This is a genomic window from Nonomuraea sp. NPDC049695, from assembly GCF_040674955.1.
In the GTDB taxonomy this organism is placed as follows: domain Bacteria; phylum Actinomycetota; class Actinomycetes; order Streptosporangiales; family Streptosporangiaceae; genus Nonomuraea; species Nonomuraea helvata.
Genome location: NZ_JBFANV010000032.1, coordinates 38,954 through 60,221, shown reverse-complemented (window position 1 = coordinate 60,221; position 21,268 = coordinate 38,954). Strand labels below are relative to the sequence as shown.

Sequence of the window (21,268 nt, the reverse complement as noted above, 5' to 3'; positions counted from 1 at the left end):
CGTGTGGAGTCGCGGTCAGGCCGCCTTGTGCACGGCGTCCAGGGCCGCCAGCTGCTCCGCCGGCAGGCGCAGCGCCCCCGCGGCCACGTTCGCGACCAGGTGGTCAGGGTCGCCGGTGCCGGGGATCGCCAGCACGTGCGGCCCGCGGTGCAAGGTCCACGCCAGCCGTACCTGCGCCGCGCTGACCCCGAGCTCGCGGGCGACGTTCAGCACCGTGTCGCTGTCGGCGCCGCTCGCGCCCGCCTCGCGGCCGGCGGCGGCGATCGCGAAGAACGGCACGAACGCCACTCCTTGCTCACCGCAGGCGCGGACGAAGTCGTCCCGCCCCGGCCGGACGCCGATGCCGTAGGAGTTCTGCACGCACACCACCGGGGCGATGGCCTGGGCCTCGGCGAGTTGGTCCGGGCCGACGGCGGACAGGCCCAGGTGGCGGATCAGCCCGGCCTCGCGCAGCTCGGCCAGCGCGCCGAAGTGCTCGGCGACGGAGCCGGGACCGGTCACGCGCAGGTAGACCACGTCGAGGTGGTCGCGGCCGAGCTGGCGGAGGTTCTCCTCGACCTGGCCGCGCAGCTGACCCGGGGTGGCGGGCGGCAGCCATTCGCCGGAGGAGTCCCGGGCGGGTCCGACCTTGGTGGCGATGACCAGATCGTCGGGGTACGGGGCGAGCGCGTGGTTGATGAGCTCGTTGGCCGAGCGCAGCGGCGAGAAGTAGAACGCGGCGGTGTCGATGTGGTTCACGCCCAGCTCCACCGCCCGCCGCAGCACGGCGATCGCACGGGCGCGGTCCATCGGGACGGCGTCGGCCGTGAGCGCCTGGCCGTGCTGGGCCAGCCGCATGGCGCCCAGGCCGACGCGGTTGACCGTCAGGTCGCCCAGCTGCCAGGAGCCCGACGCCGCCGCGGTGATCTGTTCTGAGGACATCCGGAGATTATGGCCGCTCGGTGGCGTGTGCCGTCAGGCGGCGGGCGATGACGCGCAGGGCGAGCACCTCGTCGGCGCCCTCGAAGATGGACAGCACCCGGGCGTCCACGAACAGCCGCGAGACGCTGTACTCCTCCGCGTACCCGTAGCCGCCGTGCAGCTGCTGGGCCTCCCTGGTGACCCATTCGGCCGCCCGGCAGGCGAGCTGCTTGACCTGCGCGGCCTCCAGCTGGCCGTCGCCGCCCGCCACGGCGCGGGCCGCCGCGTACGTGAAGGCGCGGCACGCGGCGATCAACGCGGCCATTCTGGCGATCTTGGTGCGGGTCAGCTGGTAGCCGTCGAGGGGCCGGCCGAAGACCGACCGCTGCCGCGCGTAGCCGACGGCGCGCTCGAGCGCCGCCTGCATGACCCCCACGGCCCGGGCGGCGGTCTGCAGCCGCGCGTTGGCGAACGCCTGCATCTGCAGGTAGAACCCGCGCCCGAGGCCCTCGTCCAGGCCGATCAGGTTCCCTGCGGGGACGCGCCAGCGGTCGAAGCGGACCTCGAACGAGTGCATGCCCCGGTAGCCGAGGGTACGGATCGCGCGCCCCTCGACGGCTCCGCCGCCCTCCTGGGTGAGCCGCCATTCGTGACCGGTGAAGGACGGCTTCTCCACCACGAAGAGCGACAGGCCGCGATGTCCTGACGGATCGGTGCGGGCCAGGACCAGGAGGTAGTGCGCGCGGCCGGCGAAGGTGCACCAGGTCTTGACGCCGTTCAGCACCCATGCGTCGCCGTCCCTGACCGCGGCGGTGGTGATGGCGGCGACGTCGGAGCCGTGGTTCGGCTCGGTCACCGCGACCGCGCAGAGCCTGTCGCCCGAGGCGATCGGCGGCAGCCAGCGCCGCTTCTGCTCCTCGGTGCCGCCACGGACGATCGCGGTGGCGATGATCTCAGGGCGGGTGATGAGCGAGCCGGCGGCGCCGAGCGAGGCGCGGGAGAGCTCCTCGGTCACCACGACCATGCTGAGCAGGTCGCCGCCCTCGGCGGCGCCGCCGTACGCGGCCGGGATGGACAGCCCGAAGCACCCCATGTCCGCGAGCCCGTCGATGATGTCGGCCGGGATGTCCTCGTCGTCGCGGTGGATCCGGTCCGCGACCGGGACCACCCGGTCCTCGGCGAACTCGCGGAAGGCCGAGCGGACCAGCCGCAGCTCGTCGGGCAGGTGCCGCGGCCCCGCCTCGCCGGTGGCCATGACCCGCTCGGCCACGCGTTCCAGGAACGCCGGGTCGCGTCCGGCGGCGAGGTGGGCCTCGACGCGATCCAACGCCGTCCTGCCCACGCCCCACTGGGCCTGCCTGCCGGTCATCCGGCCGGCCAGGTCGGCGGCGACGTCGGCGGCGTACAGCAGCGCCAGGTCCGCGTCGTGCTCCAGGAGCTCGGCGGCCGCCGCGACCGCCGACGAGATCGACGCCACGTCGTACGCCACAGCCTGGTCCTGCTCCCCGGGGGCGAGGTGCGCCGCCGCCTCGGCGACGACGGACCGCAGCACGTCGACGACGGCCCGCGCGCCGGTGGCCGCGTCACCCATGGCCGGTGCCCTCCTGGTCGATCGTCAAGGTGCTGTGGGGCTCGGGATCCGGCCCGAACACGCCGAGAGTGAGGGGTTCGGCGTCCTCGACCCGTCGCAGCCGCGCGGGCCGGCCGCAGAAGAGCGGCCTGCGGTTCCTGTGGCGCATGCGCCGGACCCGACCGGTGTGCCCCTCCAGGCGCAGCATCTCCGCCAGGGCGAGCGTCATCAGCGGCCCGTGCACCACCAGGCCGGGATAGCCCTCCACGCGGGTGGCGTACGGCCAGTCGTAGTGGATGCGGTGCGGGTTGGACGTCGCCGCGCTGAACCGCATCAACAGCGTGGGGTCCGTGGCGAGATCCCACGCCCATTCCCCGGCCCGGGTCAGGGGCGCGCCGGCAGGGTCCAGGACAGCCGGCTCCATGGCGGGGGCGACGGCTCCGGAGTCGCGGTAGACGAGGTCCTGCCGCTCCTCGATCGCCAGCCGGCCGCTCTCGTCGTACAGCCTGATGGCGACCGCCACGACGACCAGCTTGCCCGAGCGCCCGGACTTCTCGGTGACCGACTCCACGGACGACTCGCGGCGCACCGTGCTCCCCACCGTCAGCGGCGCGTGGAAGACGACCTCGCCGCCCGCGAACATCCGCCGCGGCAGCTCCACCGGAGGCAGGAACGACCCGCGCGCCGGATGCCCGTCCACCCCGAGCGCGGACGAGACCGGCCAGCGGGCCAGTGCGAGCCAGTGCCACAGCGGCGGCAGGGCGTCCCCCGGGCCGGCCGCGGGCGTGCCGTCGTCGAACAGGGCCGACAGCGCCGCGACGGGATGGGGGTCGAGCGTCTCGGTCGTGACGATGGTGTGCGGCGCCCAGCTCACATGAACCGCCCGCCGGTGACTTCCAGCACCGCGCCCGTCATGTAGGAGGACAGGCTGGAAGCCAGGAACAGCGCGACGGTGGCGACCTCGTGCGCCTCGCCCGCGCGCCGCATCGGGATCTCGGCCATCTTCTGGTCCCACGCCTTCTGCGGCATCGCCTCGGTCATGGCCGTACGGATCAGGCCCGGCTGGATGACGTTGACCCGCACGCCGTGGTGCGCCAGCTCCTTGGCGGCGGCCTTGGACAGGCCGACGATGCCGGCCTTGGCGGCGGAGTAGTTGGTCTGGCCCACCAGGCCGACCTTGCCCGACAGCGAGGAGATGTTCACGATCGCGCCGCTCCCCTGCTCGCGCATGATCGCGGCCGCCTTGCGCGTGCCGTTCCAGGCGCCCTTGAGGTGTACGTCGATGACCTGGTCGAACTGCTCCTCGGTCATCGTCCGCAGCGTCGCGTCACGGGTGATCCCGGCGTTGTTGACCATGACGTCCAGCGAGCCGAAGGCCTCCAGCGCGGCCCCGATCAGGGCGTCCATGTCGGAGGCGTTCGTGACGTCGCACCGCACGGCGCGGGCCACCGCGGGGCCGCCGAGCTCCTTGGCCGCCGCCTCCGCGGCGTCCAGGTTCAGGTCGCCGAGTACGACCTTCGCGCCTTCCTTGACGAAGACCTCCGCGATGGCCAGGCCGATGCCCTGGGCGCCGCCGGTGACGACCGCGGTCTTGCCGGCGAGTAGCGTCATGGTTGATCAGCTTCTCTCGTTCGTGGGTCGCGATCTCGTTGATGCCCGCCCGGGTCCCGGATGACGCCGTTCTCCCGCAGCTTCGCGAGCTCGGCGGCGGACAGCCCGAGCTCGGCGCGCAGCACCTCGCCGGTGTGCTCGCCGACCTGCGGGGACGTCTCGGGCGGCGTCTGCTCCCCGTCCATCACCACGGGCGATCCCGGCGCCCAGTGCTCGCCGACCCCGGGCTGCGTGACCTTCCCCATCAGCGGGCTCTCGGGCAGCAGGGCCGCCAGCTCGGCGAAGCTCCGGTACGCCGACCACAGCACGCGGGTGGCGCGCAGCGCCGACTCGGCCTCGGCGCGCGTACGCGTCCCGAACCAGCCGGCGAGCAGGTCGCCGAGCAGCTTGCGGTGCCGGTAACGTACCGACTCCTCGCCGAAGTCCACCCCGAGTGCGCCGGCCAGCGCGGAGACCACCTCGGCGAGGCCGGTCGCGGCGAGGAGGTCCTGCCAGTGCCGGGCGGTGAGCGCCACGACCATCAGCCGCCCGCCGTCGGCGGTGGCGAAGTCGCGGCCGAAGGTGCCGTAGACGTAGTTGCCGCAGCGCTCGCGCGGGGTGCCGCTCAGCTGTGCCTCGGCGAGGTAGCCGAGGTTCCCGGCGGTCGCCAGCGCGACGTCCTCCAGCGCGACGCGCACCTGCTGCCCCTCGCCCGTCAGCAGGCGGTGCCGCTCCGCGGCCAGCAGCCCGACCGTCACGTAGAGGCCGGCGGCCAGGTCCCAGGCGGGCACCACGCTGTTCACCGGCTGCGCCGCCTCCTCCGGGCCGGTCAGCAGGGGGAAACCGGTGGCCGCCTGCACGGTGTAGTCCACGGCGGTCTCGCCGTTCCTGCGGCCGGTGAGCAGCACGTGGATCACGTCGGGGCGGCGCTCGCGCAGCGCCTCGAAGGCCAGCTCCGGGTGCCGTCCGGAGTTGCTGACCACGATCCCGCCGCGCCGCCCTCCGCTGACGACCAGGTCGGCCACGAGCCGGCGGCCCCCCTCTGACGACAGGTCCACCTCGATGGCGCGCTTGCCCTTGTTGAGCCCGGACCAGTACAGGCTCGTCCCGCTCTCGGCCAGCGGCCGGCGGGTGCGGTCGGGGGCGCCGCCGATGGGCTCGATCCGGATCACGTCCGCGCCCAGCTGCGCCAGCGTCATCCCGCTCAACGGGGTGGCCACGTACGTCGAGATCTCGATGATCCGCATGCCGCGCAGCGGCCGCGAGCGCCGCGGCCCGGTCGCGTCCGTCACCGGCCCCCTCTCCTCGGAGGCCGTGTCCCCGAACGCTTCGCTCTCCACCGTGGGTCTCCTGGCGTGGTCGTGGGCCGGTCAGCGGTCCGATTCGGGCGCGCGGCCCGGATCGGTGACCAATGCCATGATCCACCCGAGTCCGGGACTCAGGCCAGACCATGCCTTCGACGCGTGTTGGGCCGGAGGCGAGGGTGGGAGCGCCTCCGGCCGACGTGGCGGCGTGCGCCGGCTCACGTGCACCCGAGGAAGGTAGCTCCCAGCCGTCCTACGGCACCGCGCAGAAATACCGGCACCGGCTGTGCCCCGCGTCATCGCCCCCTGGCTACGGGAGTCCTACGCCGTGGCGCCCTGTCAGGGTGTCGGGCGGCGGCGGGTCCAGGAGTCGGTGATGTGCCGGCGCATCGCCGCGGCCGCCGCTTCCGGGTCGCCGGCCGCGATCGCGTCCTTGATCGCCTGGTGTTCGTCCAGCGTCTGCCGCATCACCGCCTCGTTGTACTCCCCGTGGTAGAGCATGCTGGTCCGGGCCTTGTCGTGGATGCTGTTGACGATGGCCCGCCCCAGCCGGTTGCCGGACGCGGCCATGATCATGTCGTGGAAGCGCACGTCCGCCGCGGCGAAGTCGGGCGTCGAGGCGAGGTTGGCCCGCATGACCGCGAGCTCGGCGTCGATGCGCTCCTCGTCACCGGGGGTGCGCGCCAGGGCCGCGGCGGCGGCCATCTCGGCCTCCAGAGCCGTGCGTACGGCCACCAGCTCGTCCAGGAACGTCACGTTCTTGTCGTGCGCGATCACGGCGGTGAGCACGACGTCGTCCAGCAGGTTCCACTGACGGGGGTCGGTGACCTGGGTGCCGCGGCCGTGCTCGATCCTGACCAGGCCCTTCTCCTGGATCACCTTGACGGACTCGCGGATCACCGTCCGGCTGACCCCGAACTCCTCGCAGAGGTCGGCCTCGGGCGGCAGTGACGCGCCCGGCCGGAGCGCGCCGCGGACGATGTCGTCGACGAGCTGCTCGACCACGGTGGTGCCCAGTTTGGCCCCGCGAACGCGGCGCGGCGGCCGCTTTGCGGCCCCGCCCGGCGGCGGCGCATCCCATGGATCCGTCGTCGCTTGCTCAGTCAACGCAACCCCCATCCGCGCGTTCGGTGAACGCCCCTCAGTCTAGGCCATTGTGAATACGTCACACGTATGATGTCATATCCCCGAAACACGGCGGTCACGTCCGAAGGAAGCCCTATGAGACGACGCACCCACCTGGCGGTCACCGCTGTGACGGCCCTGCTCGCCGTCGCGGCCTGCGCGCCCCCGAACGCCCCGACCGCCGCGAAGCCCACCGGCTCGTCCGGTTCCCCGTACGGATTCGCGACCGCCGAGCAGAAGGACGGCAAGCTCCTGGTGTGGGTGGACTCCACCCGGCTCGACGCCGCGAAGGCGTACCAGAAGGCCCATCCGGCCGCGCAGCTGGACATCGTCACCTACGACGGCAACGCCAACGGCTCCAACACGCTCAAGACCAAGGTGCAGCTGTTCGACCGGGCCGGCGAGGGCTGGCCGGACGTGGTGTTCACCACGGACAACAACACGGCGTCGTGGGCCTCGCAGGGTGACAACGCGTTCGTCGCCCCGCTCGACAAGGGCCTGCTGGACGACGCCACGCTGAGCGGCTTCGCCAAGGGCGCGCTCGACGTGTGCACGGTCGGCGGCACGGTCTACTGCCTGCGCAACGACCTGGCGCAGGTCGTGCTCTGGTACAACAAGAAGCTGCTCGCCAAGTTCGGCTACACCGTGCCCAGGACCTGGGAGGAGTATCAGGCGCTGGGCGAGAAGGTGGCCGCCGAGCATCCGGGATACATCGTCGGCACGGCCGGCGACGCCTGGGCGCCGGAGATCTACATGTGGGGCGGCGAGTGCCCGGCGAACCAGGTCACCGGTCCCAAGGCGATCACCGTCAAGGCCACCGACCCCAAGTGCGCGCGCACGGCGCGGATGATGGACAAGCTCGTCGCGAACAAGACCATGTCGATGCTGCCGCTGTTCGGCCCCGAGTTCGCCAAGAGCCAGGGCGACAAGGTGCTCATGCTGCCCGGTCCGGCCTGGTACGGCGGCGCGGTCTTCCAGGGCACGCTCAAGACGCCGAAGGGCGAGCTCGCGGTGGGCGAGGCCCTGCGCTGGTCCGACCAGAGCACGCCGGTGACCGGCAACGTCGGCGGCGGCACCTGGTGGCTGTCGCGGCACACCGCGCACCTGGACGCGGCCAAGGACTTCGTCAGCTGGGTCACCACGGCCGACGCGTACCAGGTCGAGCTCTCCCCCGGATACCCCGCGTACGCGCCGGCCGCGACTAAGTGGATCAAGAAGCAGCAGGACAGCGGTTACTACGCCGGCGACATCGCGGGGCCGATCGCCGCGGCGGCCGGGCAGGTGTGGCCCGGCTGGGGCTCGCCCGAGTTCAGCCAGGAGGCGGTCTGGGCCAAGACCGTGATCCCCGGCCAGACCGCGGGCAGGACGGTCGAGTCGCTGCTGCCGGAGTGGCAGACGGCCATCGAGCAGCAGGCCCAGGTCTTCGGCTACCAGGTCACCAAGTGAGCGCATCGAGGCTGCGGCTCTCCGCCGGGCACGTCTTCGTCTCCGGTTACGTGGTGCTGCTCGTCGCCTTCGGCATCGTGCCCACGGTGTACGCGCTCAACCTCGCCTTCACCGACGCCCACGGGGTCTTCGCCGGGTTCGCCAACTTCGTCAGGACCGCCCAGGACTACCGGTTCCTGGCCGCCGTCGAGCACGTGGTCACGTACCTCGTGCTCTGGCTGGTCACGCTGACCGTGCTGGTCCTGCTGCTCGCGCTCCTGGTGCACCGGCTGACCGCGGGCTGGTCGCGGGCCGCGCTGCGGTTCGTCTACTACGTGCCGGGAGCGCTGGCGGGCGCGTCCAGCGTGCTGCTCTGGCTGTTCATGCTGGACCCGTCCGTGAGCCCGGTCGCCGCCCTCGTCCGCCGGGTCTGGGGTGACACGTTCGTGCAGGTGGTCTCGCCCGGCCACCTGCCGTGGATCTTCACGCTGATCGCGTTCTGGACCGGCGCGGGCGGCTGGATCGTGGTGATGTACGGCGCGCTCAACACCATCCCCCACCAGCTCATCGAGGCCGCGCGGGTGGACGGCGCCGGGCCGGTGCGCACCGCGCTGCGGGTGCAGCTGCCGATGCTGCGCAAGTGGATCGTCTACATGCTGATCCTCTCCCTGGCGGCGGGCACGCAGCTCTTCGTCGAGCCGCAGCTCATCTCGCAGGCCAGTTTCGGCGTGGTGGGCACCGACTACTCCATCAACCAGCTCGCGTACCTGTACGCCTTCAACCAGAACGACTTCAACGGCTCCGCGGCGATCGCCGTCGATCTGCTCATCGTGGCGCTGTGCTGCGCCGGGCTGTTCGTCGCGCGGGGAGGTCTCTTTGACACTGACTGAGCTGCGGCCGTCCCCGCTGGGCCGCCGCGCCGCTCCCCCGCCTCCCACGGGCATCGCGACCCGCGTCGCCCGGGTGCTCGTCGCCGTGTTCCTGCTGGCCTTCGCGCTGTTCTTCGTCGTCCCCATGCTCTGGCTGCTGCTCGCCTCGACCAAGAGCCCGGCCGACCTGATCCACGGGAACGCGCTGTCGCCCGGCTCGCTCGGCTCGCTCCTGACCAACTGGCGGCACCTCATGTCCTTCCAGGACGGCGCGGTGCTGGACTGGCTGGGCAACTCCGTCATGTACGCCGCGCTCTCCGTGGCGCTGACCCTGCTCGTCAGCGTCCCCGCCGGGTACGCGATGGCGCTCATGCGCTTCACCGGCCGGCGGCTGCTGCTGATCGTCACGCTGGTCGTGATGCTGATGCCGGGCACCGCGCTGGTGCTGCCGATCTTCCTCGAGCTCAGCTACGTCGGGCTGGTCAACCAGGCGGCCTCGGTCGTGCTGCCGATGTCGTTCTTCCCGTTCGGCGTCTACCTCACGTACATCTACTTCTCCACCAGCGTGCCCGGCGAGCTGCTCGACGCGGCCCGGCTGGACGGGTGCGGCGAGAGCGCGACGTTCGTGCGGGTGGCGCTGCCGCTGGCCAAGCCGGTGGTCGCGCTCGTCGCCTTCTTCAGCTTCGTGACGAACTGGAACAACTTCTTCCTGCCGTACGTCATGCTGCCGGACAGCGACAACTACCCCATGCAGGTCGGGCTCACGCAGATGCTGGCCGCGACCCCCGCGTTCAATCCCGTCGTCGGCGCCAACGCCGAGGTGCAGCCGCCCGAGCTGGTGCTGGCGACCCTGCTGTCCATCGCTCCCGTGCTGCTGGTGTTCCTGTTCTCCCAGCGCTTCCTGGTCGCCGGGCTGACCGCCGGCGCGACCAAGGGATGACCGCCTCTTCTAGGAGTTTCATGACCGTCGTCAAAGCGAGCGTCCCCGTGCTCGACCCGCCGGCGTGGGCGCTGGCTCAGCGTGCCCTGTTCGACCTGCTGGACGGCGGGTGGCGGCTGTTCTCCGCCCGGTACGGCCGGCCGGACGGCTCGCTGCGTTACTCCGGCCGGCTCTCCTCCCGCGACGGCGCCGACGACTTCTTCGAGCCGTTCTTCAACTGGCCGCAGCTCTACCTGCTGGGCGGCGCGGACGACCTGCTCGAGACCAGCGCCAGGCACTGGCACGGCGTCGTCGGGCAGATGACCGGGCTGGGCATGTTCGCCGACGAGTTCGAGATCGGCTACGACTGGTTCCACCAGGGCGAGAGCCTGCTCTTCACGTACTTCCTGACCGCTGCGGACCCGGCGGCCTGGGCCGGGCGGGCGACCAGGTTCGCCGACCTCTACCTCGATCCGGCCAAGGGCAACTACGACCCGGCGCACCGGATCATCAAGGCCCCGCACAACGGCAGCCGGGGAGCCAGGGAAGGCGTGTCCGACTCGCCCGCGTACCCGTGGACCCCGGCGGAAGCGGCCCAGTACGGCTACCCGCTGGACTGGATGGTCCCGGACGGCGCGCCCGTGCCGCCGCTAGCCGAGGACCCGCGGCTGGGCGCCGAGATGCAGCGCCGCCTCGGCCGGGGCGACGCGGTCGGCAACCTCAGCGTGGCCGGCCTGGTCTGCAACGCCTACCTCGTCTCGGGAGAGGAGCGCTACGCCGCCTGGCTGCGCGAGTACGTCGGGGCCTGGCAGCGCCGGGCCGAGGAGAACGGCGGCGTCGTCCCCGACAACGTCGGCCTCGACGGGGTGGTGGGCAGCGGGCTCGACGGGCGCTGGTACGGCGGCCACTATGGCTGGACCTGGCCGCACGGCATGTACAGCATCGGCCAGGCGGCGGCCGTCGGCGCGCTCAGCGCCGCCCTGGCCACGCGGGACGACCGGTACCTGGACCTCGTCCGGTCGCTGCTGGACGCGGTCATCGCCCGGGGCGTGACGCTGCCGTTCAGCGAGAGCGACTCGGCCAACCAGGGCCGCTGGCGCGCCCACCTCGGCCCCGACGTGGACGTGCCGACCCTGCTGGTCCCCTACCGGCACAGCGACAAGGGCTGGTTCGACTACAACCCGGTCCAGACCTCGGTGCCGCTCGCGCTCTGGCACCACACGGGCGCCGCGGAGGACCGCGCCCGCCTGGACGCGCTGCGCGCCGCGACCGGCTACGACTGGGCCACCGTGCGGCCGTTCCGCGACAAGGAGGAGGCCGGGCACGAGGAGCCCTGGTACGCGTACCTGTGCGGGGACAACCCGGACTATCCCGAGCGGATCCTCGCCGCCGCGCACGCCCAGGCCCGCCGCCGCATCGCGCTGCTGCTCGCCAACGCCGACCGCGACCTGCCCGAATCGGACATCCACCTCTGGCAGAACGTCAACCCCGTGGTGACCGAGGCCCTGGCGCAGCTGATGTGGGGCGGACCGCAGGTCGTCTACAACGGCGGCCTGCAGCAGGCCAGGGTGCGCTACTTCGACGCCGAGCGCCGCCGTCCCGGTGTGCCGGAGCAGGTGGCGGCGCTGGTCACCTCGATCGAGCCGGAGGCCACGGTGGTCACGCTCGTCAACCTGTCCGCCACCGCCGACCGCGTGCTGGTCGTGCAGGCGGGCTTCTTCGGCGAGCACGAGATCCTCGGCGTCACCGCCACCGGAGCCGCGCCCGGGTGGACCGGGCACGACACCGAGTACGTGCACCACGAGCCGGTGCGGTCGGTCACGGAGGCGGCTGTGAACGGGCCGCACCTCACGGTCGAGCTGCCCGCCGGCACCACGGTCACCCTCACCCTCCGGCTCCGCCTCCACGCCTACCCGCCGTCCTATCGGTGGCCGTGGGGGTGAAAGCCCCGGCCGGCGCGGAGACCCGCGCCGGCCTCACGAGCTCACCAGGCGACCCAGACGTCCTGGAGCCCGCCCGACAGCAGTCCGGTGCGCAGGCGCAGCTCGTCGGCGCTGTCGCGCAGGCGCAGGGTGGGCAGCCGGCGCGTGAGCGTGCCGAGCACGACCTGCAGCTCCAGGCGGGCCAGCGGCTGGCCGAGGCAGTAGTGCGCGCCCACGCCGAAGCTCAGGTGCTGGGCGGCGTTCTCGCGGCGCGGGTCGAACCGTTCGGGGTCGTCGAACTTGCGCGGGTCCCGGTTGGCCGCGGGCCGGCACGGGATCACGGTGCCGCCCGCGGGCACGACGGTGCCGCTGAGCTCGGTGTCCTCGGTGGCGACCCGGGGGAAGCCGATCACGCTGAGCGTGGTGTCGAGCCGCAGGACCTCCTCGACGGTGCCCGGGATGAGCTCGGGGTCGTCGATGACCGCCTGGTAGCGCTCCGGCTCCGCCAGGAGCATCGCCGTCATGATGGCGATCATGTTGGAGGTGGTCTCGTGCCCGGCCAGCAGGAGCGCCATCACGGTGGTGATCAGCTCTTCGTGGCTGAGCCTGCCGTCCTCGCTGTCGGAGATCTGGGTCAGCTCGCTGAGGAGGTCGTCGCCCGGGTTCGCCCGCTTCTCCTCGACCAGGGCCGAGACGTACGCGCCGAACTCCTCGTACGTCTGCCGCACCTCCTCCTGCGTGTAGCGCGTCAGCGTCAGCATGACCTGCGACCAGTGCGCGAACTTGTCCTGGTCCCGGCTGGGGGCGCCGACCAGGGCGCAGATGACCCGCACCGGCAGCGGCAGGCCCAGCCCGGCCGACAGGTTGGCCGGCGAGCCGGACTTCACCAGGTCGTCCACCAGCTCGTCGGCCATCCGCTGCACCCGGGGCCGCCACGTCTCCATCTTCCGGATGGTGAAGGACTTGTTGAGCAGCCGCCGCCACCGCAGGTGCCCCTCGCCCTCCCGCACCCTCGAGTCGCTGTTGCGGGCGAAGATCCCGCCGTCCTCCGTCGTGGAGATCCGCGCGGCGCCCTCGCCGCCCCGCCGGAAGCGACCGTCCGCGAGCACCGAACGGACGTCCTCGTAGCGGGTCAGGAGCTGGGCCGTGTCGCCGCTCGGCAGCCGTATGTGGGCCACGGGACAGCGGTCCTGTAACTCGGCCCACTCCTGCGGCGGCTCCAGGGCCTTGTCCCGGGAGAAGGGGTAATCGGGCATGGTCTCAGTCATGACGCCCTCTATGTAGTTGACAATTCACCGCCAACCATAAGGAGGCCGCCTTAGTAAGGCAAGGACCTTAAAACCGATAGTCGAACCAGTCGAAATCGGCGCTCCCCTCCGTGACGTACATGCCGATCACCCGTCCCGTGAATCCGGTGGCCACCTCCGTGGACAGGTACCGGCCGTCCAGCGAGGCCAGCAGGGCGCCGTCGGCGGAGAAGCCGATGGTGTCGGGCCCCCTGGCGCCGACGCCCGTCGGCCCAGTGGTCGACTCTGTGGTCGGCTCTATGACGGAGGGCGGCAGGACGTCGCGGGTGCGGATGTCGAGGGCGAGGGTGAGCGGCCCGGGTGGCACCGGTCGCTCGGCCACGCACTGGCGCAGCGGGCCGATGCGCGCGATCACCCGTGCCCGCCCCTCGCTCACCTCCAGGTCGTAGTGGTGCGCCTCGTCCATGCGTACGGACAGCCCGGCCGTGCCGGATCCGGGATCGAGGCGGGCGGAGATCCGGCAGTCGTGGTGCTGCTGGCGGCGCCCCACGAAGGTGTGGCCGGGCCGGTCGAGGGTCGGCCCGGTGGCATGCAGGGTCAGCCAGCCGGGGCGCTCGCCCAGCGACCAGGACCCGTCGGGGCGGCTGCGCGGCGAGATCCAGTACGGCGCGAGCGCGCCGGCGTCGAAGTCGTCGCGGTACGGCTCTTCGGGCAGCGGATGCCAGGCGGCGGGCGCGGGGTGGCGTTCCTCGACGGGACCCACGACGGGCCAGCCGTCCTCCCACCGCACGGGGGTGAGGAAGGTCTCCCGCCCGAGGACCTGGTACTCGGGCGAGTAGCCGCGCGGTCGGGCGCCGAGCAGGACCATCCACCAGGTGCCGTCGGCGGCCTGCACGAGATCGGCGTGGCCGGTGCTCTGGATGGGCCGGTTCGTGCCGCGGTGCGTCAGGATCGGGTTGACCGGCCCGGGCTCGAAGGGGCCGCGCGGCGAGCGGCCGCGGGCGATCGACACGGCGTGGCCGCGCTCGGTGCCGCCTTCGGACATGAGCAGGTACCACCAGCCGTCCACCTGGTAGAGGTGCGGCGCCTCCGGATACTTCCCACCGGTGCCCGACCAGATCGGGTACGGCCCCTCCAGGACCTTGCCCGTCGCCGGGTCGATGCGCGCCACCTGGTTGCCCGAGGTGGTGCACCAGCACGAGCCGTCCTCGTCCCAGGCCAGGTCGGGGTCGACGCCGGGCAGGTCGATCCAGACCGGGTCGGACCAGGGGCCTTCTGGGCGTTCGGCGGTGACGACGAAGTGGCCGCCCGCTCCCACGTTGGTGGTGATCATGTAGAAGCGGCCGTCGTGGTGGCGGATCGTCGGCGCGAAGACGCCGCCCGAGGCGGGCACGTCCGCCGGCAGGTCCAGCTGCGAGGGCCGGTCGAGCACGTTGCCGATCTGGCGCCAGTGCACGAGGTCCCGGCTGTGGAAGATCGGGACGCCGGGGACGTACTCGAAGCTGGAGCAGACGAGGTAGTAGTCCTCGCCGACCCGGCACACGCTCGGATCCGGGTGGAACCCGGGCAGGACCGGGTTGTCGTAGACGTTCACGTTGAGCCTTTTCGAAAGGTCAGCCCTTGAAGGCGCCGTCCATGATCCCGGCGACCATGCGGCGCCCGACGAAGATGAACAGCACCACCAGCGGCAGCGTGGCCAGGAACGAGCCCGACATGGCCAGGCCGAGGTCGATGTCCAAGCTGTTCTGCAGTGCCTTGATGGCGATCTGCGCGGTGTACATCTCGGGCGACTTCAGCACGATGAACGGCCACAGAAAGTCGTTCCACGAGTAGACGAAGCCGAGCAGCCCGAGCACGAAGGCGGCCGGCCGCACCAGCGGGAACGCGATGCGCCAGTAGATCTGCCAGCTGTTCGCCCCGTCGATGCGGGCGGCCTGCAGGATCTCGTCACTGATCGTCGAGGACAGGTGCTGGCGCATCCAGAAGATGCCGAACGCGCTGGCCAGACCCGGGACGATGAGCGCCTGCAGCGTGTCCACCCAGTTCAGCGAGGAAATGATCATGTACTGCGGGATGACCGCGAGCTGCGTCGGCACGGTCATGGTCAGCACCACGATCAGGAACAGCACGTTCCGCCCCGGGAAGCGCAGCTTGGCGAAGGCGAAGCCGGCCAGCGAGCAGAGCACCGCTTGCCCGACGCCGATCGTCCCGGCCACGATCAGGCTGTTGATGACCGAGCGCACGAACGGCACCGTCGAGAACACCAGCCCGGCCAGGTGGAAGAAGTTGCCGCCCGGCACGATCTTGGGCGGCAGCTGGGTGGCGGTCGCCGAGTCGGTGGTGGCCACCACGAACATCCAGTACAGCGGGAAGAGGCAGACGAGCGTGGCCAGGCCGATCAGCAGGTAGGTCCACCAGCGGATCCGATCGTTCATGACTTCCCCGGGCGGATGCGGGTGGACAGGACGTAGTTGAGCGTGGCGAACAGGATTATCAGGACGAACAGCGCCACGCCGATGGCGGCGCCGTAGCCGAACTGGAACTGACCGAAAGCCTGCTCGTAGAGGAACAACGTGAGCGTCTGGCACTGCCGGATCGCCCCGCAGGTCGTGGAGCGGGACATCAGCAGGGGCTCGGTGAAGATCTGCAGGCCGCCGATCGTCGAGGTCACGATCGTGAAGACGATGACCGGGCGCAGCGACGGGAGGGAGATGTGGCGGAACTGCTTCCACCCGCCCGCGCCGTCCACCGCCGCCGCCTCGTAGATCGCCCGCGGGATCGCCTGCAGCGAGGCCAGGTAGAGCAGCGTCGTGTAGCCGAACCAGCGCCACGTCACCATGACGGCGATCAGCAGGTGGCTGCCCCACACCGACTGCTTGAAGTCGATCGGCCCGATGCCTGCGAAGCCCAGCACCCAGTTGAGCAGGCCGTAGTCACGGTCGAACATCTGGGCGAAGACGATCGCGGTGGCCGCCACCGAGGTGATGTACGGCACCAGCATCGACATCCGGAAGAACACCGCCAGCCGCAGCCGGGCGTGGTTGAGCAGGTGCGCCACGCCCAGCCCGAGCAGCAGCTGCGGCACAGTGGACAGCAGCCAGATGCTGAGGGTGTTCCACAGGGCGTTCGAGAACCGGGGATCCCCGAACAGGCGGGTGAAGTTGTCAAAGCCGACGAAGACGTGCTCGCCGATGGGGTTCCAGTCGAACAGCGCCACGTAGAACGTGAACAGCAGGGGGACGAGCCCGAACACCGCGAAGATCAGGAAGAACGGCGCGATGTAGGCGTAGGGGGCGATGCGCTCGCCGAGGGTCTGCCGGACCCGTGTCGTGATCGCGGGCGCGTCCGCGACCCTGTCGAGAGTCGCGGTCACTTGCCGATCGCCGTCTTGATGTTGGCCAGCGCCGTGTCCCAGGCCTTGGCGGGGTCACCCTTGCCCTGCTCGACGCTGGTGATGGCGTTCAGGAACTCCTGGCCGATGGCCGCGCTGTCCGGGCCGATGTAGAACGGCTTGAGCCCGAGCAGCGAGTCGGTGTAGATCTTCCCGATCGGCGCGCCGGAGAAGAACTCGTCCTTCTTCCCGGTGAGCTTGGGGTCCTTGTACACCGACGGGGTCGTGGGCAGCGAGCCGGAGTCCACGAAGTGCGTGAGCTGGCCCTGCGGCGACTGCATCTTGGAGATGTAGTCCCAGGCGGCCTTGGCGTTCTTGGCGCCCTTGGGGATGGCCAGGTAGCTGCCGCCCCAGTTGCCGGCTCCGCCGGGGATCGTGGCGATGTCCCACTTGCCCTTGGTGTCGGGGGCGTTCCTGCGGATCTGGCCCAGCAGCCACGACGGCGCGGAGATCACCGCGAACTGCCCCTTGCCCATGCCCGCGCTCCAGCCCTCGGTGAACGAGGTCTGCTTGGCGCTGATCCCGGCCTGCACGGCCTTGAGCGACAGGTCGAAGGCCGTCTTGACCTGCGGGCTGGTGCTGTAGACGACGTTGCCCGAGGGGTCGTAGTACTTCTGCGGACCCTGGTTGACCGCCTGGTAGAACACGCTGGTCTCGGCGTTGTCGATGAATGCCTTGCCGGTCTTGGCGACGTACTTCTTGCCGGTCTCGATGAACGCGTCCCACGTGGGCCAGAGCTTGCCGACCTCCTCCCGGTCGGTCGGCAGCCCGGCCTCCTTGAACAGGTCCGTCCGGTACGCGACGGCCATGCCGCCCACGTCGGTCGGGATGCCGATGATCGTGCCGTCCTTGGCGGTGCTCTGGCTCATGACCCAGTCGAGGTAGTCGCCCTTGATCTTGTCCGCGCCGAGCTGCCGCAGATCGTAGAAGTTCTGCGGCTGCTGCACGAACTTCGGCAGGTCGTCGCCCTGGATGAGCACCAGGTCGGGCACCTTGCCACCGGCCAGCGCCGTCGTCAGCGCCTGCGCCGTCTCGGTCGAGCCGCCCACCTCGGTGAGCTTCACCTGCACGCCCGGGTTGACCTTGTGGTACTCGTCGACCGAGGCCTTCTGGTTGATCCCGGAGAACGACCAGAACTCGAATGACTTGCCGTCACCGGACGGCTGCGACGGGGTGCTGCCGGAGCCGCCTCCGCAGGCGGTGGCGGTCAGGGCGATGGCCGCGGCAATCACGGCTGGGGTTGCGATACGGAACTTCACGGTTGTCTCTTCCGGGTGGGGAGGTCAGGAGCGCGGTGGCCGGCAGGGTGCACGCTGCGCTCCTTGGGCAGGGTCCGCAGCTTGCCTGAAACTTTCGGTTCCAGGGCCGATCGTTAATCGGGGACTCTAAGCAGGCATGACGAAACCCGTCAAGAACACAGGCGTAAGATCCCCGAAATCAATCGGGCTAGACTGCGCCCCATGAACGCGACCGAGCAGCCGTTCGACGCCGACGCCACACCCGCCCGGCCGCTGACCATCACCGAGCTGGCCGAGCTGGCCGGCGTGTCCACCGCGACCGTCTCCAAAGTGGTCAACGGCCGCTCCGAGGTCGCCCCCGAGACGCGCTCCCTCGTCGAGGGGCTCATCCGCCGGCACGGCTACCGCAGGAAGCGGCGTCGTGTCAGCCCCGCCGCCCTGGTGGAGGTGGTCATCCACGCGCTGGGAGGCGACTACCCGGTCGAGATCATCAAGGGGGTCGGGCAGGTCGCGCGCCAGCACAACCTTGCCGTGGTGATCTCCGACGCGCCGGACCGCGAAACCCCGGGACGCGGCTGGATCGAGGGCGTGCTGAGCCGCCGCCCCAGCGGGGTGATCGGGGTGTTCTCCGGGCTGACCGAGGACCAGCGCGAGCAGCTCGTCACCCGTGACATCCCCATCGTCCTGGTCGACCCGTCCGGCGACCCAGGACCGGGCTTCCCCTCGGTCGGCGCGGGCAACTGGAGCGGCGGCCTGTCGGCCACCCGCCATCTGCTCGACCTCGGCCACCGCCGCATCGCCATCATCACCGGCCCCGACTGGGCGCTGCCCAGCAGAGCCCGCCTCGACGGCTACCGCACCGCGCTCGACCTGGCCGGGCTGGCCGCCGACCCCGAGCTGATCGGTTCGGGGAACTTCCTCATCGAGGGCGGCCGCGCCCAGGCCCACCGGCTGCTGCGCCTGCCTCAGCCGCCGACCGCGATCTTCGCCGCCAACGACGGGCAGGCCACCGGCGTCTACCGCGCCGCCCACGAGCTGGGCCTGCGCATCCCGCACGATCTCAGCGTCGTCGGCTTCGACGACCTGCCCTCGGTGGAGTGGATGAACCCGCCGCTCACCACCGTCCGCCAGCCGCTCTGCGAGATGGCCGTCGCGGCCACCGGCATGCTCATGAAGCTCGTGCAGGGCGAGCCGCTGCCGCAGAGCCGGGTCGAGCTGGGCACCGAGTTGATCATTCGGGGCAGCACCGCGCGCCCGGCCGGCTGACCGAAACTTTCTGGATTATTGCCGTACGTATCGAGGGTTGACAGCCCTCTCGCAGCTCCCTAACGTGGCGCAGATCGCGGCCGTCGTCAGCCTCGAAAATGGGAATGTTAGCGTTAACAGAGCAATGGGAGGAGGGCGCAGATGCCATCCCGCGGCTCCTTGCAGGCGTACGACCGCGTCGTCCTGCCGCCGGTCCTGGTCTCGGGCACGTCCATCGGGCCGGACGCGGTGCTGAGCACCGGCCACCCGGACCTCGAGGTGCGCGAGGGCGTGATCACGAGCCGGTCGGCCGGCGCCGTCCAGGCGACGATCTCCGTCGCGGGCGCCGAGGGCTTCGCCGTGACGGTGCTCCCCGAGGCGTCGACCTCCCATGTGGTGAGCTACACGCGCGAACCGGACCCCGATCCAGCGGTGTACAGCGCGCCGCTCGCGTTCAGCATGCACCTGGCCCTCTCGTCACCGGGCGACGAGGTGAGGCCGCTCAACGACGACCACGGCGTGCTCTTCCCGCGCGCCGTCATGACGGACGTCCTGGACGTGCGGCGCATCCGCACGCTGGCCGATCCCCACCTCTTCCACACACCGGCCGGGTACGGCGTCGTGGCCACCCCGTGCCTGCCGGACGGGACCCCGGAACCGTACGTTCTGATCTGCACGACGCCCGACCTCGTCCACTACGAGGAAGTGGGCGTGGTCGATCTCGGCACGGGCGGCCGCGTCTCCCGGCCCCGCGCGGTCTATGACGGCGCCCGCGACGAGTACGTGCTGTGGTGGACGGACGGCGCGGGCGAGCGGATGTTCACCACCATGAAGACGCTCGACGCCGAGCCGCTGCCCGCCCGTCCCGGGTCCCCGCTCGTGCCGGCCTCCGAGCCGCCCGCACTCGGCGAAGGCCGCCGGGCCGCCTCCTGTCTCCCGGTGGACGAAAGCACTGCCGACCGGCTCGCCCGCCGGTTCCAGCGCGTCAGGAACGTGGCGGTCGTCGTGCCCGAGCTGCGGGTGAACGCCGGCGAACGTACGGATCCGCCCGCGGCCCGCCTGTCGTACTCCGACGGCTCGACCGCCGACCGGCCCGTCGACTGGGACACCACCGGCGTGGACTGGGACACGCCCGGGGAGTATCCGATCACCGGCCGCGTCCGGCAGCGGGAGTACGCCTTCCCCTTCATCCCCGAACGCGCCGACCCGGCCGTGCTGCCCTACCGGGGGCGCTACTACTTCATCGCCACCGACGACGCCGGCGGCGACTGCGTCAACACCACGCGCCTGCTGATCCGGGTCGCGGACACCGTCCAGGACCTGGCCACCGCGGCCGACCACGCCATCCTCACCGTGGGACAGGCGGGGATCGGCGGCTGCTTCTGGGCGCCGGAGCTCCACGTGATCGACGGCCGCCTGCACTGCTTCTTCTCCCCCAGCGTCGGCGCGGCGAGCTGGGACCGCGTGCAGAGCCAGGTCATGCGGCTGCGGGCGGACGGCGACCCCGTGCTCGCCGCGGACTGGGAACCGCCCCGGCCGGTGCTCAAGGCCGACGGCAGCCCGCTCCAACTGGACCGGGACCACCCCGGCATCTCCCTCGACATGACCTACTTCGAGGACGCCGGCCGCGGCTACGTCGCCTGGTCCCAGCGCTACATCACGGATCGCGTGGGCGACGCCGAGATCTGGATCGCCACCGTCGATCCCGCCGACCCGTGGCGGCTGACGAGCGATCCCGTCCGGCTGATCAGCGCCGAGTACGGCTGGGACCTCAACGACGCGAACGTGGCCGAGGGACCGTTCGTCGTGCGGCACGGCGACCGGATCGTCATGACCTACTCCGGCTCCGCCGTCGGCCCGACTTATGTCATGGGCCTGGCCACCGCCGCGTCCGGCGGCGACCTGCTCGACCCGGCGAACTGGACCAAGCTCAACGCCCCCGTCCTCGCCACCGACCCCCGCACCGGGGAGTGGGGCCCGGGACACAACACGTTCAGCCACGACGAGGACGGCCTGCCGCTCGTCGTCTACCACGCCCTCACCGCCCCGGACGCGAAGGGGAGGAACACCGCCATCCGCCGGGTGCACTGGGCGGCCGACGGGCGTCCCGTTCTCGACATGCGGCCGGACGAGGAGGTCGCCCCGCATCTCAGAACCGTGTCCACCAGCGTCCGAGTCATCAGGCCAGTATCCCTGTAGGTAATGTAGGAACATGCCTGAGACAGAGCCCTCCACTCCGCCCCCATTACCCACGGCGTCGCCCACCCCTACCCCCACGGGCACACCCAGCCCGACTCCGACATCCCCCAGCCCCACGCCGTCGGCGCCCACCCCGAGTCCGACGCCCCCAAGCCCTTCACCCACCACGTCCGCACCCACTCCGACGCCCACCGGACCGTCCCAGCCGTCGCCGACTCCTTCCGCTCCCACGTATCCGGCCCCCACGTATCCGGCCCCCACGTATCCCGCTCCCACGTATCCGGCTCCCACGTATCCCGCCCCCACCCCGTCGCCGACCTCGCC

17 protein-coding genes are annotated in these 21,268 nt (G+C 71.3%); 6 read left to right on the top strand and 11 right to left on the bottom strand.

Annotation, left to right across the window (positions count from 1 at the left end):
• Window positions 1–15: 15 nt before the first annotated feature.
• From AB0J64_RS26455 to AB0J64_RS26430, 6 genes are all read right to left on the bottom strand, one after another.
• On the bottom strand, window positions 16–921 hold the full coding sequence (locus AB0J64_RS26455; protein ID WP_364031973.1) for an oxidoreductase: 906 nt from the start codon (window positions 919–921) through the stop codon (window positions 16–18).
• Window positions 922–928: 7 nt separating this feature from the next.
• Window positions 929–2,491, bottom strand: coding sequence for an acyl-CoA dehydrogenase family protein (locus AB0J64_RS26450; RefSeq protein WP_364031970.1), 1,563 nt, complete (start codon window positions 2,489–2,491; stop codon window positions 929–931).
• Window positions 2,484–3,344 (bottom strand): MaoC family dehydratase N-terminal domain-containing protein, encoded by an 861-nt coding sequence (locus AB0J64_RS26445; RefSeq protein ID WP_364031967.1) that lies wholly within the window; start codon window positions 3,342–3,344, stop codon window positions 2,484–2,486. The genes AB0J64_RS26450 and AB0J64_RS26445 overlap by 8 nt, the downstream gene beginning before the upstream one ends.
• Complete coding sequence (gene fabG / locus AB0J64_RS26440; RefSeq protein WP_364031964.1) at window positions 3,341–4,081, bottom strand: 3-oxoacyl-ACP reductase FabG; 741 nt, start codon at window positions 4,079–4,081, stop codon at window positions 3,341–3,343. The genes AB0J64_RS26445 and fabG overlap by 4 nt, the downstream gene beginning before the upstream one ends.
• Complete coding sequence (locus AB0J64_RS26435; RefSeq protein WP_364031961.1) at window positions 4,078–5,400, bottom strand: CoA transferase; 1,323 nt, start codon at window positions 5,398–5,400, stop codon at window positions 4,078–4,080. The genes fabG and AB0J64_RS26435 overlap by 4 nt, the downstream gene beginning before the upstream one ends.
• A gap of 303 nt (window positions 5,401–5,703) precedes the next feature.
• Window positions 5,704–6,471, bottom strand: coding sequence for a FadR/GntR family transcriptional regulator (locus tag AB0J64_RS26430; RefSeq protein WP_364031958.1), 768 nt, complete (start codon window positions 6,469–6,471; stop codon window positions 5,704–5,706).
• A 114-nt stretch (window positions 6,472–6,585) separates the two neighbouring features.
• Between AB0J64_RS26430 and AB0J64_RS26425 the strand changes: the two genes are divergently transcribed.
• Genes AB0J64_RS26425 through AB0J64_RS26410 form a run of 4 tightly spaced genes read left to right on the top strand, consistent with a single transcriptional unit; the run spans window position 6,586 to window position 11,645 of the window.
• Entirely contained in the window at window positions 6,586–7,935 is a 1,350-nt protein-coding gene (locus tag AB0J64_RS26425; RefSeq protein WP_364031955.1) for an extracellular solute-binding protein, read from the top strand.
• Window positions 7,932–8,804: a sugar ABC transporter permease gene (locus AB0J64_RS26420; RefSeq protein ID WP_364031952.1), complete on the top strand. Its 873-nt coding sequence runs from the start codon at window positions 7,932–7,934 to the stop codon at window positions 8,802–8,804. The genes AB0J64_RS26425 and AB0J64_RS26420 overlap by 4 nt, the downstream gene beginning before the upstream one ends.
• Entirely contained in the window at window positions 8,791–9,723 is a 933-nt protein-coding gene (locus AB0J64_RS26415) for a carbohydrate ABC transporter permease (RefSeq protein ID WP_364031949.1), read from the top strand. The genes AB0J64_RS26420 and AB0J64_RS26415 overlap by 14 nt, the downstream gene beginning before the upstream one ends.
• Before the next feature lie 20 nt (window positions 9,724–9,743).
• A complete protein-coding gene (locus tag AB0J64_RS26410) occupies window positions 9,744–11,645 on the top strand; it encodes a hypothetical protein (RefSeq protein WP_364031946.1) in 1,902 nt (633 codons plus the stop codon).
• Window positions 11,646–11,686: 41 nt separating this feature from the next.
• On the opposite strand, the gene AB0J64_RS26405 is transcribed toward AB0J64_RS26410, so the two are convergent.
• The 5 genes from AB0J64_RS26405 to AB0J64_RS26385 all read right to left on the bottom strand — a co-directional run bounded on the left by AB0J64_RS26405 (window position 11,687) and on the right by AB0J64_RS26385 (window position 17,521).
• A complete protein-coding gene (locus tag AB0J64_RS26405; protein WP_364031943.1) occupies window positions 11,687–12,892 on the bottom strand; it encodes a cytochrome P450 in 1,206 nt (401 codons plus the stop codon).
• 67 nt (window positions 12,893–12,959) lie between these two features.
• Entirely contained in the window at window positions 12,960–14,465 is a 1,506-nt protein-coding gene (locus AB0J64_RS26400; protein ID WP_364031940.1) for a glycoside hydrolase family 43 protein, read from the bottom strand.
• A 19-nt stretch (window positions 14,466–14,484) separates the two neighbouring features.
• Window positions 14,485–15,306, bottom strand: coding sequence for a carbohydrate ABC transporter permease (locus AB0J64_RS26395; RefSeq protein ID WP_364031937.1), 822 nt, complete (start codon window positions 15,304–15,306; stop codon window positions 14,485–14,487).
• Window positions 15,303–16,244, bottom strand: coding sequence for a sugar ABC transporter permease (locus AB0J64_RS26390; protein ID WP_364031934.1), 942 nt, complete (start codon window positions 16,242–16,244; stop codon window positions 15,303–15,305). The genes AB0J64_RS26395 and AB0J64_RS26390 overlap by 4 nt, the downstream gene beginning before the upstream one ends.
• Window positions 16,241–17,521, bottom strand: a complete 1,281-nt coding sequence (locus AB0J64_RS26385) for an extracellular solute-binding protein (RefSeq protein WP_364031931.1) — start codon at window positions 17,519–17,521, stop codon at window positions 16,241–16,243. The genes AB0J64_RS26390 and AB0J64_RS26385 overlap by 4 nt, the downstream gene beginning before the upstream one ends.
• A gap of 201 nt (window positions 17,522–17,722) precedes the next feature.
• Between AB0J64_RS26385 and AB0J64_RS26380 the strand changes: the two genes are divergently transcribed.
• Both AB0J64_RS26380 and AB0J64_RS26375 read left to right on the top strand, forming a co-directional pair.
• Window positions 17,723–18,766, top strand: a complete 1,044-nt coding sequence (locus tag AB0J64_RS26380) for a LacI family DNA-binding transcriptional regulator (protein WP_364031929.1) — start codon at window positions 17,723–17,725, stop codon at window positions 18,764–18,766.
• Window positions 18,767–18,907: 141 nt separating this feature from the next.
• Complete coding sequence (locus AB0J64_RS26375; RefSeq protein WP_364031926.1) at window positions 18,908–20,944, top strand: family 43 glycosylhydrolase; 2,037 nt, start codon at window positions 18,908–18,910, stop codon at window positions 20,942–20,944.
• Window positions 20,945–21,268 lie beyond the last annotated feature (324 nt).

What these genes read in the sequence shown, in the direction of transcription:
- AB0J64_RS26450 (WP_364031970.1), bottom strand. Translation starts at nt 2,491, where the DNA reads ATGGGTGACGCGGCCACCGGCGCGCGGGCCGTCGTCGACGTGCTGCGG.
- AB0J64_RS26425 (WP_364031955.1), top strand. Translation starts at nt 6,586, where the DNA reads ATGAGACGACGCACCCACCTGGCGGTCACCGCTGTGACGGCCCTGCTC.
- fabG (WP_364031964.1), bottom strand. Translation starts at nt 4,081, where the DNA reads ATGACGCTACTCGCCGGCAAGACCGCGGTCGTCACCGGCGGCGCCCAG.
- AB0J64_RS26410 (WP_364031946.1), top strand. Translation starts at nt 9,744, where the DNA reads ATGACCGTCGTCAAAGCGAGCGTCCCCGTGCTCGACCCGCCGGCGTGG.
- AB0J64_RS26395 (WP_364031937.1), bottom strand. Translation starts at nt 15,306, where the DNA reads ATGAACGATCGGATCCGCTGGTGGACCTACCTGCTGATCGGCCTGGCC.
- AB0J64_RS26405 (WP_364031943.1), bottom strand. Translation starts at nt 12,892, where the DNA reads ATGACTGAGACCATGCCCGATTACCCCTTCTCCCGGGACAAGGCCCTG.
- AB0J64_RS26375 (WP_364031926.1), top strand. Translation starts at nt 18,908, where the DNA reads ATGCCATCCCGCGGCTCCTTGCAGGCGTACGACCGCGTCGTCCTGCCG.
- AB0J64_RS26380 (WP_364031929.1), top strand. Translation starts at nt 17,723, where the DNA reads ATGAACGCGACCGAGCAGCCGTTCGACGCCGACGCCACACCCGCCCGG.
- AB0J64_RS26455 (WP_364031973.1), bottom strand. Translation starts at nt 921, where the DNA reads ATGTCCTCAGAACAGATCACCGCGGCGGCGTCGGGCTCCTGGCAGCTG.